At 71.6% G+C, this 16,209-nt stretch carries 15 protein-coding genes and 1 riboswitch; of the genes, 12 read left to right on the forward strand and 3 right to left on the reverse strand.

The features are described from left to right. Window positions 1-83 precede the first annotated feature (83 nt). Window positions 84-2,414: a chitinase C-terminal domain-containing protein gene (locus ACWD0Y_RS13165; protein ID WP_450260435.1), complete on the reverse strand. Its 2,331-nt coding sequence runs from the start codon at window positions 2,412-2,414 to the stop codon at window positions 84-86. Window positions 2,415-2,600: 186 nt separating this feature from the next. Continuing rightward, window positions 2,601-2,731, forward strand: a riboswitch (FMN riboswitch). Window positions 2,732-2,901: 170 nt separating this feature from the next. Here ACWD0Y_RS13165 and ribD point away from each other — a divergent pair. From ribD to ACWD0Y_RS13215, 10 genes are all read left to right on the forward strand, one after another. Beyond that, a complete protein-coding gene (gene ribD, locus ACWD0Y_RS13170) occupies window positions 2,902-4,020 on the forward strand; it encodes a bifunctional diaminohydroxyphosphoribosylaminopyrimidine deaminase/5-amino-6-(5-phosphoribosylamino)uracil reductase RibD (RefSeq protein ID WP_450260436.1) in 1,119 nt (372 codons plus the stop codon). Beyond that, a complete protein-coding gene (locus ACWD0Y_RS13175; protein ID WP_093801900.1) occupies window positions 4,021-4,638 on the forward strand; it encodes a riboflavin synthase in 618 nt (205 codons plus the stop codon). Beyond that, entirely contained in the window at window positions 4,635-5,288 is a 654-nt protein-coding gene (locus ACWD0Y_RS13180) for a nicotinamide mononucleotide transporter family protein (protein ID WP_450260437.1), read from the forward strand. The genes ACWD0Y_RS13175 and ACWD0Y_RS13180 overlap by 4 nt, the downstream gene beginning before the upstream one ends. Next, on the forward strand, window positions 5,285-6,574 hold the full coding sequence (locus tag ACWD0Y_RS13185; RefSeq protein WP_450260438.1) for a bifunctional 3,4-dihydroxy-2-butanone-4-phosphate synthase/GTP cyclohydrolase II: 1,290 nt from the start codon (window positions 5,285-5,287) through the stop codon (window positions 6,572-6,574). Before ACWD0Y_RS13180 ends, ACWD0Y_RS13185 begins: the two co-directional genes overlap by 4 nt. Before the next feature lie 29 nt (window positions 6,575-6,603). Continuing rightward, on the forward strand, window positions 6,604-7,089 hold the full coding sequence (gene ribH / locus ACWD0Y_RS13190; RefSeq protein ID WP_093801903.1) for a 6,7-dimethyl-8-ribityllumazine synthase: 486 nt from the start codon (window positions 6,604-6,606) through the stop codon (window positions 7,087-7,089). 35 nt (window positions 7,090-7,124) lie between these two features. After that, the gene (locus tag ACWD0Y_RS13195; RefSeq protein WP_093801904.1) at window positions 7,125-7,406 is read left to right on the forward strand and encodes a phosphoribosyl-ATP diphosphatase; all 282 of its coding nucleotides are present in this window, start codon (window positions 7,125-7,127) and stop codon (window positions 7,404-7,406) included. A 63-nt stretch (window positions 7,407-7,469) separates the two neighbouring features. Beyond that, a complete protein-coding gene (hisG, locus tag ACWD0Y_RS13200) occupies window positions 7,470-8,327 on the forward strand; it encodes an ATP phosphoribosyltransferase (protein ID WP_450260439.1) in 858 nt (285 codons plus the stop codon). Between the two features lie 42 nt (window positions 8,328-8,369). After that, window positions 8,370-8,822: a PH domain-containing protein gene (locus ACWD0Y_RS13205; RefSeq protein ID WP_450260440.1), complete on the forward strand. Its 453-nt coding sequence runs from the start codon at window positions 8,370-8,372 to the stop codon at window positions 8,820-8,822. Window positions 8,823-9,004: 182 nt separating this feature from the next. Then, window positions 9,005-10,342: a hemolysin family protein gene (locus ACWD0Y_RS13210; protein WP_450260441.1), complete on the forward strand. Its 1,338-nt coding sequence runs from the start codon at window positions 9,005-9,007 to the stop codon at window positions 10,340-10,342. Then, on the forward strand, window positions 10,339-11,433 hold the full coding sequence (locus ACWD0Y_RS13215; RefSeq protein ID WP_450260442.1) for a hemolysin family protein: 1,095 nt from the start codon (window positions 10,339-10,341) through the stop codon (window positions 11,431-11,433). Before ACWD0Y_RS13210 ends, ACWD0Y_RS13215 begins: the two co-directional genes overlap by 4 nt. A 22-nt stretch (window positions 11,434-11,455) precedes the next feature. Here the strand turns inward: ACWD0Y_RS13215 and ACWD0Y_RS13220 are convergent, their stop codons facing one another. Together ACWD0Y_RS13220 and ACWD0Y_RS13225 are read right to left on the reverse strand one after the other, a co-directional pair. Continuing rightward, window positions 11,456-13,369, reverse strand: a complete 1,914-nt coding sequence (locus ACWD0Y_RS13220; RefSeq protein ID WP_450260443.1) for an AAA family ATPase — start codon at window positions 13,367-13,369, stop codon at window positions 11,456-11,458. A 342-nt stretch (window positions 13,370-13,711) separates the two neighbouring features. Next, window positions 13,712-14,350, reverse strand: coding sequence for a uridine kinase family protein (locus tag ACWD0Y_RS13225; protein WP_450260444.1), 639 nt, complete (start codon window positions 14,348-14,350; stop codon window positions 13,712-13,714). A 182-nt stretch (window positions 14,351-14,532) separates the two neighbouring features. Here ACWD0Y_RS13225 and ACWD0Y_RS13230 point away from each other — a divergent pair, with 182 nt between their 5' ends. Both ACWD0Y_RS13230 and ACWD0Y_RS13235 read left to right on the forward strand, forming a co-directional pair. After that, window positions 14,533-15,906, forward strand: a complete 1,374-nt coding sequence (locus ACWD0Y_RS13230) for a peptidase C39 family protein (RefSeq protein ID WP_450260445.1) — start codon at window positions 14,533-14,535, stop codon at window positions 15,904-15,906. 72 nt (window positions 15,907-15,978) lie between these two features. Then, window positions 15,979-16,131: an SCO1431 family membrane protein gene (locus ACWD0Y_RS13235; protein WP_450260446.1), complete on the forward strand. Its 153-nt coding sequence runs from the start codon at window positions 15,979-15,981 to the stop codon at window positions 16,129-16,131. Window positions 16,132-16,209: the final 78 nt, after the last annotated feature.

Genomic DNA, 16,209 nt, shown 5'->3' on the forward strand with positions numbered 1-16,209 from the left:
CGGGAACACACACGGGAACAGGGGGGAGCCCGGCGGCGGGAAGGGCCGGTCACCGCCGCCGGGCGTTCAGCCGGGGAGCAGGCTCAGCAGGCGCCGAGGTCCTGCCAGACTCCCCACTCACCGGTGGTACCCGGTTCTTCGCCCTTGGTCCACCACTTGGACTTCCACGTGCGCGACTTGTGGGCGACGGTCGTACCGCTGCCGTACTCGGACGAAGCGCTCCACGCGGGTGCGGTGCAGGGACCGCCCGGGCCCGGCGTCGGTCCGGGACCGGGGCCCGGTCCGGGGTCCGTCCCCGGGTCCACCACGGTCGTACCGCGTGCCAGGTCGCCTGCCAGGGCGTAGGACTGGCCGCCGAAGGTCACCGTCCAGTTGGACGGGGTCGACGTCGGCAGGTAGTAGACGAAGTCCAGCTCGACCGAGGCGCCCGGCGCCAGCGTCTGCCAGGCCGGCAGCTTCAGCGAGACGCGGTTGTAGTCGCCCTTGAGACCGCCGATGTTGTTCGGGGCGGTGTGGTCGCTGCGCACGATCCTCGTGTTGAAGCCGGACTGGTCCTTGGCGTTGGCGGGCGCGGAGGTCGCGTAGTCGAACTGGAACTCCGTACCGCCCGGCAGCGTCGCCTTCGAGTTGTTCGTGATCTTCAGCTTCGGGCTGATGGGGTAGTTCGAGTCCCCGAGCGGGAACTGCCCGAAGTCCACGCCGATGTCGAGCGCCTTCGCCGGCAGGTCGACCGTGGACCGCTTCGCGCCGTACGGCGAGGCCGACTTGAACTTCTCGTACATCGCCGTCGTCAGCGAGTCGCCGATCTCGTACTGGCCCTTGGCCGCGTTCCAGTCGTAGTCGCCCGCGAGCTCCCAGACCATCGTGCCGCCGATGCCCCTGTCCACCACGTAGTCGGCCTTGGCCTTGACGGACTGCTCGTCCTCCGTCGACAGGAAGACCTTCTTCTGCGCGTTCCACAGCCAGGGCGCGACGAGCGTCGAGTCGTACTTGCGGACGTACGTGCCCGTCAGCCTGGTGTCGGCGGGGAAGCCGTACTTCGTGACGTAGTCCCCGACGACGCCCTTCTCCAGGTTCTTCGCGTGCCACATCGGGTTGGAACCGGCCGGGGACTCCTTGCCCGCCGTGTCCTTGTCGTGCCAGAGGTTGTCGATGCCGACCGCGCCGTCACCGCACTTGGTCAGCCCCGCGCCGGCCGGGCAGTCCGTCGCGGGCGCCCTGCCCCACAGCCCGTCCGTACCGCCCTGCACGTTCTTGTGTCCGCGCGTGTAGTAGGGCAGACCGATGTTGATGCGGCCGGCCGGCATCGAACCGCGGAAGTAGTGGTAGGCCCAGTCGGTGTTCAGATAACCGGTCCCGCCGTACTGCGCGGTGGAATACACACCCGCGGCCGCCAGTTCGGCGTCCTTGCCGTCGTCGAAGAGCGAGGCGTTGGGGCCGACGTACTCGTTCCAGGCGCCGTGCAGGTCGTACGACATGATGTTGACGTAATCCAGGTACTTCTGGACCTGGAACGTCTCCATGCCGCGCAGCAGGTAGCCGGACGAAGGCGCGGCCACGGTCAGCAGGTAGTGCCTGCCGTCGGCGGCGCCGGCCCGGTCGAGCTTCTCGCGCAGCGACTTCATCAGCGCGGCGTAGCCCTTGACCAGCCCGGCACGGCGCGCGTTCGAGAACGAGAAGTCGAGTGGATTGCCCGCGTCCTTCATCGTCGTCGGGTACTCGTAGTCGATGTCGACGCCGTTGAAGCCGTACTTCTTGATGAACGCGACCGTCGAATCCGCGAAGGTGTCGATGCCGGCCTGGTTGACCGAGCCGTCCGCGTGGGTCGCCATCGAGTAGAAGCCGCCGGAATTCACCCGGTCGCCGTTGTCCGCGAAATACCCGCCGGTCTCCGCCCAGCCGCCCACGGAGACGAGCGTCTTGACGTCCGGGTGCTTCTTCTTGAACTTGTTCAGCAGGTTGAAGTGGCCCTTGTAGGCGTACGCCGGGTCCATCTCCGCACCGGCCACGCCCGGCCAGGTCATCCCGGTCGCGGCGTTCTTCTCGCCGTCGGAGCCGACCGAGATCTTGTGGTCGCTCCCGATGTGCGCGAAGGCGTAGTTGAGGTGGGTGACCTTGTCCCACGGGATGTCGGAGGCGAGGTAGGCGGGCTCGCCGTTCTTGCCCGTACGCCATCCGGTGAAGTAGCCGATGACGCGGCGCTGGTGGTCGGCGCCCATCTTCTCGCGGCCCTCGGTGTCGTAGACCGAGCAGTACGGGACGTCGACGCCCGGGGTCTTGTACAGCCCGTCCGGGCGGCAGGACTCGTTGTCGGCGGCGTGCGAGACGCCTGCGGTGAGCGAACTGAGCAGGAGCCCGGCGACGGCGGCGCCGGTGGCGAGCAGGGAAGTTCTCGCTCGGGTGGGGGACAGCACGGTCTGTTCCTCCTGGGGAGGCTCGGCCTGGCACAGCGAACGACGGGTGATCGTCTTGTGACGCAGACGTTAAGAGGACTAGACCAGAGCGTCAATAGGTATGGACCAATCTCCTGTGAGCCGGGCCACAAGAGATCGTGTGCATGGCATCCGGCCGGGCATGGCACACTGACCGTGTACCAGCAGCAGCGCACTCCGGGGTCGGTGTAATTCCGAACCGGCGGTTATAGTCCGCGACCCGGTCACCTCCAGTGACCGGTTGAACAGGTGAAATTCCTGTACCGACGGTGAAAGTCCGGATGGGAGGCAGTGCGCGGCGGGCCGTCACAGGTCATGGGTACGCCGCTGTCGGCGGTGTGCGGATCGTCCCTCCCGGGGCGACCCCTCTTTTCCGGCCACGGCGTCCCGTACGCACCCGTTGGCGTATCCCGCTCCCTGTCGTCATCGACAGCCCCGGAGTCCGTGCCCGAAGAGGCAGGAGGACCCGGTGGCCACCGCAGCCGAAGCAGCCACGACCGACGCGAACGCCATGCGCCGGGCCATCGAGCTGGCCGCCCGCGGACTCGGCTCCACCAGCCCCAACCCGGTCGTCGGGTGCGTCGTCCTCGACGCCGGCGGACGGCTCGCGGGCGCCGGGTTCCACCAGCGCGCCGGCGGCCCGCACGCCGAGGTGCACGCCCTGCGGGAGGCGGGGGAGCGGGCGCGCGGCGGTACGGCGTACGTCACCCTCGAACCCTGCAACCACACCGGTCGCACCGGCCCCTGCGCCCAGGCGCTCCTCGCCGCCGGGATCACCCGCGTCGTGTACGCCGTCGCGGACCCGAACCCGCAGGCCACCGGCGGCGCCGACACCCTGCGCGCGGCCGGGGTCCAGGTGGAGCAGGGCCTGCTCGAGGACGAGGCACGGGCGGGCAACACCGCCTGGCTGACCTCCGTACGCCTCGGCCGCCCCCACGTCCGGTGGAAGTACGCCGCGACGCTCGACGGCCGGATCGCGGCGGCCGACTCCACCAGCCGCTGGATCAGCTCGGCCGAGTCCCGCGCCGACGTCCACCGGCTGCGCGCCGAGGCGGACGCCGTGATCGTCGGCTCCGGCACGCTGCGCGCCGACGACCCGCACCTCGCCGTACGCGGCGTCGCGGGCGCCACCCAGCCCCTGCGCGTCGTCGTCGACACCGACGCCACCGCCGTCAAGCCGGGCGCCCGCGTCCTGGACGACGCCGCGCCCACACTGATCGCGGTCGCCGAGGACGCCGGCGCGGCGCACCTGGCCGAAACCGGAGCGGACGTCGTACGGCTGCCGCGCGCCGCCACCGGTCTCGACATCCACGCGCTGCTCGCCGCCCTGCACGCCCGCGGCGTGCGCTCCGTACTCCTCGAAGGCGGTCCGACGCTCGCCGGGGCCTTCGTCGCGGCCGGCGCGGTCGACACGGTCACCGGCTACCTCGCCCCCGTACTGCTCGGCGCGGGCCCCGCGGCCCTCGCCGACGCCGGAATCACCACCCTCACCGAAGCGTTGCGGCTCGACGTGACCGAGACCGCCCGCATCGGCCCCGATCTGCGCATCACCGCCGTCCCCGCCACCCCCGCATCGAAGGAGCACTGAGTGTTCACCGGAATCGTCGAAGAGCTGGGTGAGGTCACCGCCGTCGAGAACCTCGGTGACGCCTCCCGTTTCCGCCTGCGCGGCCCGCTCGTCACCGAGGACGCCAAGCACGGCGACTCCATCGCCGTCAACGGGGTCTGCCTCACCGTCGTGGACTGCGGGGACGGTGAGTTCACCGCCGACGTGATGGCCGAGACGCTGACCCGCTCCAGCCTCGGCGCCCTCGCCGTCGGCTCCCGCGTCAACCTGGAGCGCCCCATGGCGCTCGGCGGCCGCCTCGGCGGACACCTCGTGCAGGGCCACGTGGACGGCACCGGCACGATCACCGGCCGCGAGCCGTCCGAGCACTGGGAGATCGTCAGGGTCTCGCTCCCCGCGGAGCTCGCGCGGTACGTCGTCGAGAAGGGCTCCATCACCGTCGACGGCGTGAGCCTCACCGTCGTCGAGGCCGGGGACGACTACTTCACCATCAGCCTCATCCCCACCACCCTCGCCCTCACCACCCTCGGCATCAAGCAGGCCGGGGACCAGGTCAACCTGGAGGTGGACGTACTCGCCAAGTACGTCGAGCGGCTGCTCGGCGCGGACCCGTCCGGCCGGAAGGAGACCGTGAAGTGAGCGCCGTGTCCTGGCTCAACAGCGAGGCGTTCACCGCCTTCGACCAGCACATCCTGTGGTCCGACATGATCGGCAACACCATCGGCCTGGTCGCCCTCGCGCTCGGCTGGCGCCGCTCCATATGGACCTGGCCCGCCCAGTTCCTCTCCGGCGTCGTCCTCGTCGCCGCGTACTCCTCCGCGAACCTCAGTGGCGGCGTCGGCAAGCAGCTGCTCGTCATCGGCGTCGCCCTGTGGGGCTGGCGCCAGTGGCAGCTCGGCAGGCAGCAGGCCCAGGACGGCTCGATCGCCGTCCGCTTCGCCACCTGGCGCGAGCGCGCGCTGCTGCTCGCCGGAGCGGCCGTCGGCACGCTGGCCGTCGGCGGCCTCTTCACCCTGTACCCGTCGCTGTCCTGGAGCCCCTGGGCCGACGCGTACATCTTCGTCGGCACGCTCGTCGCGATGGTCGCCCAGGCCCGCGGCCTGGTCGAGTTCTGGTTCGCCTGGCTGCTGGTCGACCTGGTGGGCGTACCGCTCGCCTTCAGCAGCGGGCTGGCCTTCTCCGGCCTCGTGTACGTCGTCTACCTCGCCCTCGTCCTCTGGGGTGCCTACGACTGGTGGCAGCGCTCGCGCCCGAGCGTCGAGCCCGCCATGGAAGGAGCAGCAGCATGAGCGCCCTGCCCACTTGGTACAGCACCGACAACACCGAGGACCTGGCCCTCGACCCCGTGGAGCAGGCCGTCCGCGACATCGCCGCGGGCCGCCCCGTGGTCGTCGTCGACGACGAGAACCGCGAGAACGAGGGCGACCTCGTCATCGCCGCAGAGATGGCGACCCCCGAGATCGTCGCCTTCATGATGAGCGAGTGCCGGGGCCTGATCTGCGCGCCCATGGAGAGCGACGAGCTGGAGCGGCTCGAACTCCCGCAGATGGTCGAGCACAACACCGAGTCGATGAGCACGGCCTTCACCGTCTCCGTCGACGCCTCCGCGGCACACGGCGTCACCACCGGCATCTCGGCCGCCGACCGCGCCGCCACCCTCCGCCTCCTGGCGAGCGGCCGCTCCACCGCCGGCGACTTCGTCCGCCCCGGCCACGTCTTCCCGCTGCGCGCCAAGCCCGGCGGCGTACTCGTGCGCAACGGCCACACCGAGGCCGCCGTGGACCTCGCCCGGCTCGCGGGCCTGCGCCCGGCCGGTGCGATCGTCGAGATCGCCGGCGAGGACGGCGTGATGCTGCGGCTGCCCGAGCTGATCCCGTTCGCCCGCAAGCACGGCCTGACGATCATCTCCATCGAGGACCTGATCGCCTACCGCCGCACCTCCGACCCCAAGGTCCGCCGCGAGGCCACCGTCCAGCTCCCCACCGCCTTCGGGGAGTTCACGGCGTACGGCTACCGCTCGACCGTCGACGGCGTCGAGCACGTCGCGCTCGTCCACGGCGAGATCGGCGACGGCGACGACGTCCTCGTCCGGATCCACTCCGAGTGCCTGACCGGCGACATCTTCCGCTCGCAGCGCTGCGACTGCGGCCCCCAGCTGGAAGCGTCCATGCGGCGCATCACCGACACCGGCCGCGGCGTCGTCGTCTACCTGCGCGGCCACGAGGGGCGCGGCATCGGGCTGCTGTCCAAGCTGCGCGCGTACGAACTCCAGGAGCTCGGCCGCGACACCCTCGACGCCAACCTGGAGCTGGGCCTGCCCGCCGACGCCCGCGACTACGCGGCCGGGGCGCAGATCCTCGAAGACCTCGGCGTGCACAGCCTCAGGCTGATGACGAACAACCCCGAGAAGACCGAGGCGCTCGTCCGGCACGGCCTGACCGTCCTCGAACGCGAGCCCATGCCCGTCGAGGCGGGCGAGCACAACCTCCACTACCTGCGCACCAAGCGGGACCGGATGGGACACGACCTCCCGTGGCTGGACGGCGCCTCCGCCTCCACCTGCGGCAACCAGTAACCACGTCAGCAAGCAAGAAGGAGAGACGCGTGAGCGGCAAGGGCGCACCCGAACTGAGTGTCAAGAACTGCGGCGACCTCCGGGTGGCGGTGATCGCGGCCCAGTGGCACGAGAAGGTCATGGACGGCCTCGTCGACGGCGCCCTGCGCGCCCTCCACGAGCTGGGCATCGACGAGCCGACCCTCCTGCGGGTCCCCGGCAGCTTCGAGCTCCCCGTCGTCGCGAAGGTCCTCGCCGGCCGCGGTTACGACGCGATCGTCGCCCTGGGCGTCGTCATCCGTGGCGGAACACCGCACTTCGAGTACGTGTGCCAGGGCGTCACCAACGGCCTGACCCAGGTCTCCGTCGACACCGGTGTCCCCGTCGGCTTCGGCGTACTGACCTGCGACACCGAGGAGCAGGCGCTGGACCGGGCCGGAATCGAAGGGTCCACCGAGGACAAGGGCCACGAGGCGGTCACCGCCGCCGTCGCCACCGCGACCACACTGCGCACGGTTGCCGAACCCTGGCGCTGAGTGTCCGCAGGCCACCCCGTACTCTTAGGACCATCATGGCGAACAAACCCCCCAAGAGTTTCGAAGAGCTCTTCACCGAGCTCCAGCTCAAGGCCGCCACCGGCGACCCCTCCACCTCCCGCACCGCCGAACTGGTGGGCAAGGGCGTGCATGCCATCGGCAAGAAGGTCGTCGAAGAGGCCGCCGAGGTCTGGATGGCCGCCGAGTACGAGGGCAAGGAAGCCGCCGCCGAGGAGATCTCGCAGCTGCTGTACCACGTCCAGGTGATGATGGTCGCCCGCGGGATCTCGCTCGACGACGTCTACGCCCACCTCTGAGCTCCGCCCCCTTCACTCACGTACGCACGCAGAACTCCCACCGCACAGAAGGAACCAGACCTCATGCTGCGCATCGCCATCCCCAACAAGGGCTCCCTCTCCGGACCTGCGTCGGAGATGCTCCATGAGGCCGGTTACCAGCAGCGCAAGGAGTCGAAAGAGCTCCGCCTCGTCGACCCCGAGAACGAGGTCGAGTTCTTCTACCTGCGCCCCCGTGACATCGCGATCTACGTGAGCTCGGGCCGCCTCGACATCGGCATCACCGGGCGCGACCTGCTCCTGGACTCCGGCGCCGACGCCGAGGAGATCCTCCAGCTCGGCTTCGCCCGCTCCACCTTCCGCTACGCCACCAAGCCCGGCACCGCGACGAGCGTCAAGGACTTCGGCGGCATGACGGTGGCCACCTCCTACGAGGGCATCGTCGCCAAGCACCTCGCCGACGAGGGCATCGACGCCGCCGTCGTCCACCTGGACGGCGCCGTGGAGACGGCCATCGAGCTGGGCGTCGCGCAGGTCATCGCCGACGTCGTCGAGACCGGCACCAGCCTGCGCAACGCGGGCCTCGAAGTGATCGGCGAGCCGATCATGAAGTCCGAGGCGGTCGTCATCCGCCGCACCGGCGTCTCCGCCGAGGAGACCGTCGACCCCAAGGTGTCCCAGTTCCTGCGCCGCCTCCAGGGCGTCCTGGTCGCCCGCAGCTACGTGATGATGGACTACGACTGCCGCGCCGAGCACCTCGAAGCGGCCGTCGCCCTCACCCCGGGCCTGGAGTCGCCGACCATCTCGCCGCTGCACAACGAGGGCTGGGTCGCGGTCCGTTCGATGGTCCCGGCCAAGGACTCCCAGCGTGTCATGGACGACCTGTACGAGCTCGGCGCCCGCGCCATCCTCACCACGGCCATCCACGCCTGCCGTCTCTGACCCACTCCCTCACTCCGCGCCTCCCGAAGGAACACGACCGCCGTGTCACAGCCCGAGCTCCCCGCCCTGCCGGTCACCTTCCGGCCGACCCGCACCCGGGCCGTCCTCCTGACCGTCGGGGCGGCGATGTTCGCCGTCATCACCGCTGTCGCCCTGCTCCTCGACACGCTCGGCGGCGGGGAGCGGGCCGCCTTCGTCTTCACCGCGCTGCTGCTCTTCGGCGTACTGCTGCTGCTGAGCCGTCCCAAGATCGTCGCCGACGAGTCCGGGGTCACGGTGGTCAACCTGACCACCAGGCGCCGGCTGGAGTGGGCCGAGATCCTGCGGGTCAACCTGCGCCCCGGTGACGCCTGGGTCTTCCTCGACCTCAGCGACGGCACCAGCCTGCCCGCCCTCGGCATCCAGCCCGGCGTCGCCAAGCAGCAGGCCATCCGCGACGCCCGCGCGCTGCGCGCCCTGGTGGAATCCCGCGGCACGGGCACGCACACCGGCTGAGCCCCTGCCCGCCCCGGCCCGGTCCCGTTTACTCTGTGGAAGGCGGCGCCGAGTGCGCCCCGCTCCGCATGTCAGGGCCTCCATCGGCCCGCGGGGCACCTGCGACCCGAGGAGTGACTCCCTCCAGCAATGGACGGATCGTCCGGCAGTATCCGCGTCGCCCCTTCTTCCGGGGCGGCGGCATGACCATCCCCCTCCTGCTGCTCGCCGCAGCATTCCTCCTGATCCTCGCCAACGGCTTCTTCGTGGCCGCCGAATTCGGCCTGGTCACCGTCGAGAAGCAGGACGCCGAACGGGCCGCCGCCGAAGGCGACCGGCGCGCCCGTACCGTCGTCGCGGCGCTGCGCGAGCTGTCCTTCCAGCTCTCGGGAACCCAGCTCGGCATCACCATCACCTCACTGGTGGTCGGCATGCTGGCCCAGCCCGCGCTCGCCCAGCTCCTGTCCGGCCCCTTCACCGCGGCCGGCATACCCGAAGCGGCAGTGCCCGGCGTCGCCGTCGTGGTCGGCATGCTGCTCGCCTCCGCCGTGCAGATGGTGATCGGCGAGCTCGTCCCGAAGAACTGGGCGGTCTCCAGGCCGTTGCAGGTCGCGCGGTTCGTCGCCGGACCGCAGCACTTGTTCTCGACCGTCTTCCGGCCCGTGATCGCGCTCCTGAACGCGGTCGCCAACCGGCTCGTGCGCACGCTGGGCGTCGAGCCCACCGACGAGCTCGCGTCCGCCCGTACCCCGGGCGAGCTCGTCTCGCTCGCCCGCCACTCGGCGCGGGCCGGCGCCCTCGAACAGGACACCGCCGATCTGTTCGTACGGGCCCTCTCGCTCGGCGGACTCACCGCACAGCACGTCATGACGCCGCGCGTGAAGGTCAGCGCCCTGCAGTCCTCCGCGACCGCCGCGGACGTACTCAACCTCACCCGTGCCACCGGTCTCTCGCGCTTCCCCGTCTACCGGGAGCGCATCGACGAGGTCGTGGGCATGGTCCACCTCAAGGACGCGCTCGCCGTGCCCGTGCACGAAAGGCGGCGGGCCCCGGTGGCCCGGATCGCCGTACCACCGCTGATGGTTCCGGAGACCCTCCCCGTGCAGCGGCTCCTGGAGCGGCTGCGCAGCGAGCAGCCGATCGCCGTCGTCGTCGACGAGTACGGCGGTACGGCCGGGGTCGTCACGCTGGAGGACATCGTCGAGGAGCTCGTCGGAGAGGTCCGGGACGAGCACGACGACGAGGACACCGAGTGGCCGGAACTGGCCGCGGCGCCCGCCGAGGACGGCTGCCCGGCCTGGGAGGCGGACGGCAGCTGCCGGGTCCTCACCCTGCGGCGCATAGGGCTCGAAGTGCCCGAGGGGCCGTACGAGACCGTGGCCGGCCTGGTCGCGGACCTGCTGGGGCGCATTCCGGCCCCCGGCGACCGCGCCGAACTGCCCGGCTGGCGGCTCTCCGTGCGCCGGGTGGGCCGCTACCGCGCCGAGCGGGTGCGCTTCGTCCGTACCGTTGCCGCGCAGGTCCCGGAGGCCGTGCGATGACCGCTGTCCAACTGCTGTTCGCACTGCTCCTGGTGCTGGCGAACGGCTTCTTCGTCGGCGCCGAGTTCGCGCTCGTCTCCGTACGCCGCAGCCAGATCGAACCGCTCGCGGCCGGCGGCTCGGCGCGCGCCCGGCAGGTGATGCACGGGCTGGAGAACCTGCCGCAGATGATGGCGGCGGCGCAGTTCGGCATCACCGTCTGCTCGCTGACGCTCGGCGCGGTCGCGGAGCCGACCGTCGCGCACCTGCTGGAGCCGGTCTTCCACGCCGCGCACCTGCCCGAAGGGATGATCCATCCGCTGGGGTACGTGATCGCGCTCGCCGTGGTGGTCTTCCTGCACCTGGTCGTCGGAGAGATGGTCCCCAAGAACCTCGCCATGGCGGCGCCCGAGAGGACCGCGCTGTGGCTGAGCCCCGGCCTGGTCGGCTTCGCACGGCTGTGCCGTCCGGTGACCGCGGGGCTCGGCGCGTGCGCGCGGCTGGTACTGCGGCTGTTCGGGGTCGAGGCCAGGGACGAGGTCGAGGCGGTGTTCACCAGCGAGCAGCTCAACCGGCTCGTCGAGGACTCGGGCCAGGCGGGGCTGCTGGAGCCGGGGGAGCAGGAGCGCCTGGAGGACGCACTGGAACTGGGCAGCCTCCCGGTCACCGACGTCCTGCTCGACCGGGCGTCCCTGGTCACCGTCGGCCCCTCGGTCACGCCGCGCGAGATCGAGGAGCTGACGGTGCGCACCGGCTACTCGCGCTTCCCGGTGTGCGCCGACGGCGGGTCCTTCATGGGGTACGTGCACGTCAAGGACGTACTCGACCTGGAGGAGCGGGAACGGGCCGTGCCGCAGCAGGTCTGGCGCCCGATGGCGACGCTCGGCGCCGAGCTCCCCCTGGACGACGCCCTGACCGTGATGCGCCGCGCCGCGACACACCTGGCGCAGGTCGCGGACGGGACGGGGCGGGTGCTCGGGCTGGTCGCGCTGGAGGACGTGCTGGAGATGCTGGTCGGCGAGGTGCGCGACCCCGCGCACCGGGTGGTGGTGTCCCAGCTGGCCCGGGGCACGACGGCGGCAGCGGACGGACCGGCGGCCCTGGTGGGGTGACGGGCGGACCGTCCGCGCGCGTTCAGAGCGCGGGCGGTTCCTGCCGCCCCCGGTCCGCCGGGCCACGCCCCGACAGGACCTCGCCGTACGCCTGCATCAGGTCCGGCAGCCGCAGCGTCGCCAGGTCGTCGCGGGTGGGGGTGGCGGCGTAACCGGAGAGCCGCAGATCGCGGTACGCACAGCTCTTCTCGTACAGCGTGCGCAGGAAACGGCCGTTGCCCAGCTCGTCGATCCAGCCCTGGTCGACGACGTGCCCGCTGATGCTGCGCAGCTCCTCCAGCGCCTCCTCGTCCCACGCGTCGCCGTTCTCGGCGGCCAGCACCTCACCGATGGACGTCAGCTCCTGCGGCCGGTAGCTGGGGAAGTCCACCCGGGTCGTGAAGCGGGAGGAGAGCCCGGGGTTGACGGCGAGCAGGCGGTCCATGCCCTCCGGGTAGCCGGCCAGGATCACGACGAGGTGGTCCCGGTTGTCCTCGGCGCGCTTCAGCAGCACCTGGAGGGCTTCGTCGCCGTACGCGTCGCCCTTGCTGTAACCGGAGTTGGAGAGGGAGTACGCCTCGTCGACGAAGAGCACCCCGCCGATCGCCGAGTCGATCAGATCATTCGCCTTGACGGCGGTCTGGCCGAGGAACTCGCCCACCAGGTCGGCTCGTTGGGCCTCCACCAGATGGTCGCCGCCGAGCAGCCCGAGCGCGTAGAAGACCCGCCCCAGGATCCGCGCGACCGTGGTCTTGCCGGTGCCGGAGGGGCCGGAGAAGACGAAGTGGCGCTTCGGCGGCTGGACGGGGAGGCCCTGCCCGGCCCGCAGCCTGGCCATGTTCAGCTGCGCGGACAGCGCTTTGACCTGGCGCTTCACCGGTTCGAGGCCGACCATGCGCTCCAGCTCCGCCAGGGCCTCGGCCAGCAGCGCGGAATCCGGGGGACCGGCCGGAAAGACCTTGGGCACCGGCCTCGGCACCATGCCCGCCTTCTCCCGTACGCCGCTGTCCCCGGCGCCCGGCACCGCGCCGGGCGGCGGCTGGCCCCCGTCACCGAGCCGCAGATCGCGCCCCTCCAGGACCTCCGGCCCCAGCAGACTCTCCGAGTCGCCCGCCGCGTCCACCGCGTCCTGGCCGATTCCGGTCAGCGACACGGTGGCGAAGCCGGCGGAGTCCTCGTACCCGTCCCCCTCGGCGATCGCCGCGAGCCGCGCCGAGGTGTCCATGAAGGCCGGATCCACCCGGTGCACGGCCCGGTAGAGCGGCAGCGCGGCCGCGCTGCGCCCGGTGCCCTCGTGCGCGCGGGCCAGCCAGTAGCGCAGCTCCTTGCGCTGCGGCTGCTCGCTGCGGCAGCGCATCAGCGCGGCCGACAGCATCGGCTCGGCCTGCCCGTACATCTCCAGACGCACGCGCGCCATGCCGCCGAACAGCCCCGTCTCGATGCCGAGCAGCGGGTCGTCGACGAGCGGATCCGTGTGGCGTACGAGCTGCTCCCAGTCCTTGACCAGGTACGCACGGCAGGCGTGCAGGAACCGCACCTGCGGATCGGCGTCCACCGGCGGCAGTCCGGCCAGCGCCCGGTCGAGCTCGGGAACATGGCGGCCGTCGAGCCAGTGGGAGGCGTGCGCGAGCAGCAGGTCGCGCGGTTTCTCCAGGACGGGCTGGACCCACCAGCCCAGCCAGTACCACGAGTTGAGGGTCCGCCGGTGGCGGGCGCGCTGCTCGCCGAAGCGCTCGCGGTGGCGGTACATGCGCAGCAGGGCGGTGGTGGTGTCGACGCGCAGCGCGTGCAGTCCGAGCCAGCCGTCGGCCATGCCGGGGTCCATCCGTACGGCGGCCCTGAACTCCTCTTCGGCCTGCGGGTACGCGCCCATCGTGTACGCGTCGACACCACGCAGCCAGGCGAGGTCGGCCGGGGCGTTCACGCCCTGCGTGCCGAATTCCGTCACGTCCCCCACGAACCGTGCCCCCCGTGATGTGCCGTCGGGCTGCGCCCGGCAGCAGGTCTCAAGAACCGCTTTGCCACGAACGGGATTTGACCGCACCGAAGGGCATCGTACCTGTGCGGGAGGCCCGAGCCTAAGGGTGGCGCAGGCCGGGAAGCGGCGGTGACCGAGAGTGAGCGAATCGCCTCACCTGGCGCCCCGAGAGGGGTGACGGGGGCAGAGCGAAGCCCCCGATCACGGGGGAACAACCGGGGGCTTCGCGTCTGCGGCGGCCTCGAAAAGCCGCACATTGAGAACGTAAGACCTGTACGCCCCCTGGGTCAAGCGGAGTTGAGGCACTCACGGGGGAGGTTTTCAGGCCGTTTCCGAGGGCGGGAGCAGGCAGTCGCGGAGCGTGACGGAATGGTCCGGCCGCGCTGTCGCAGAAGGCCCCGGCCTCCACTCGTACCCCTCCTGGCACTGCCGTACCAGCAGATCCGCGTACGGCCGCGAAGGGTCCGCGGTGAAATGGCGGGTCTCCGCCGCCGTCCAGCCGTCCCAGAACTCCGCCTGCGCCGGCCCGTCCCTGCGCCGCCCCCGCGCCCACGACTCCCGCGCGCCCAGATCCATCCAGAGCAGCCGTGCGAGATCCGGACGTACGGCGGCGCGCCCGGCCCCGACCCCCTCGACCAGCATCACGGGCGCGGGACCCAGCGGCCGCGCGGTCCCGAAGCGGCGCAGCGTCCAGTCGTACGCCGCGTACCGTGCGCTCTCGCCCCGGGAGAGCGGGCCCGTCACCTGCTCGCGCAACCGTCCCGTCCACGCGAAGAGCTCCTCGTGGGTGGCCAGATCGTCCAGGTGCAGTACGGGCGCACCGCCGAGCGCCGCCGCCAGCCGGGCGGCGAAGGTGCTCTTGCCCGAGCCCGCGTGCCCGTCGACCGCGATCAGGCGCACCGGGCCGCAGGAGGGCGGCAGGGCGCGCAGGGAAGCGGCGAGCTGGTCGAGGTGTTCCACCCCTCCCACCCTAGGACCACCCCTGCCCCCCCGCGCTCTCGCAGGTCACGCCAGTGGTCGACACCAATATTGGTGGCGCGACGCGGTCCCGGGTGCTGGCAGAAGTCGGCCGCGACCGTCCATAGTTGGCCCACTGCCGTGCACCTGCTTGCGCACCCGCATCCCACTGGGGGTCCATGCCCATGACCAGACCCGCTTCGCGCCGCACCGTCCTGACCGCCGCGGCGGCCGTCGCCGCGGCGGCGTCCGCCGGCGCCACGACGGCATCCGCCACCGCAGCCCCCACCGCCGCGCCCGCCTCCCGCACCACCGGCGCCGCGGCGCCCCGGCTGGTCGACAACCGTTTCTGGTCCTCCGCCACGGACTGGCGCGGCGGCGCCGGGGCCGGTACCAAGGTCGTCGGGGGCCGCAGGCCCGGACTGGCCATCGCCGTGCCGTCGGCCCGTACCGGCTACACCGATCCGCACACCGGCGCGACCTCCACCTGGGAGAGCGCGACGTGGACCTCCCCGGTCCACCGCTCCACGGTCCCGGCGACCGAGATCATCGCCTCCTGGAACGCCCACACCCCGGCCGGCACCTGGATCGCGGTCGAGCTGCGCGGCACCTACGCGGACGGCACCACGACGCCCTGGTACGTGATGGGCCGCTGGGCGGCGGGGGACGCCGACATCAGGCGCACCTCCGTCGACGGCCAGAGCGACGGCCGCAGCAGCGTCTGGACCGACACCCTCTCGGTCGACGACGCCGCCACCGGCCTGCGCCTGGCCTCGTACCGGCTGAGGCTGACCCTCCACCGCAAGCCCGGCACCGGCCTCACCCCCACCGTGTGGCGGCTCGGCGCGATGGCCTCCGACGTCCCGGACCGCTTCACCGTGCCCGCCTCGCGGGCCGGCGTCGCCCGCGAACTCGTCGTCCCCCGCTACTCGCAGAACACGCACATCGGGCAGTACCCCGAGTACGACAACGGCGGCGAGGCGTGGTGCAGCCCCACCTCCTCGCAGATGGTCATCGAGTACTGGGGCCGCGAACCCACCGCCGAGGACCTGGCCTGGGTCGATCCGGCCTTCGCGGACCCGCAGGTCTGCCACGCGGCGCGCTTCACGTTCGACTACCAGTACGACGGGTGCGGCAACTGGCCCTTCAACGCCGCGTACGCCGCGACGTACGAGGACATGAACGCCGTCGTCACCCGCCTCCACTCGCTGGCCGACCTGGAGACGCTGGTCGGCGCGGGCATCCCGGCCATCACCTCGCAGTCCTTCCTCGAGAAGGAGCTGACGGGCGCGGGGTACGGCACGGCGGGCCACCTCATGACCGTCATCGGCTTCACCCCCGACGGCGACGTGATCGCGAACGACCCCGCCTCGCCCGGCAACGAGGCCGTACGCCGGGTCTACAAGCGCCGCGAGTGGGAGAACATCTGGCTCCGCACCAAGCGCTACAACGCGAGCGGGAAAGTGGCGTCCGGCACAGGCGGCGTCTGCTACCTCTACTGGCCCGCCAGCCCCACCCCCGCCCAGCAGCGGGCTCTGGCGGCCGTCGGTATCCGCTGACCCCGGAGGACGCCCCGGGGCGTGACGAACGTCATCTACCCCGGGGCCGGTCCCGGGGGCACTGTGGATCCCATGACTGCGACCACCGCCGACATCACCCGCATCGAGACCCGGACCGGCACCGGCGGCCCCGGTGAGGACGGCCCCAAGATCCTGGAGCACGTCCTGGGCTGGACCCTCGTCGTGGTCCTCGCCATGTTCGTCACCCAGGCCGGCCTCATGTGACACCGGCATCCGCGCCCGGACACGGTCACGCGGCCCGCGGGGCGCGGCGCCGTGCGTGAGCCGCTCGCCGCGCTGCCG

It is taken from the genome of Streptomyces altiplanensis, from assembly GCF_053591575.1.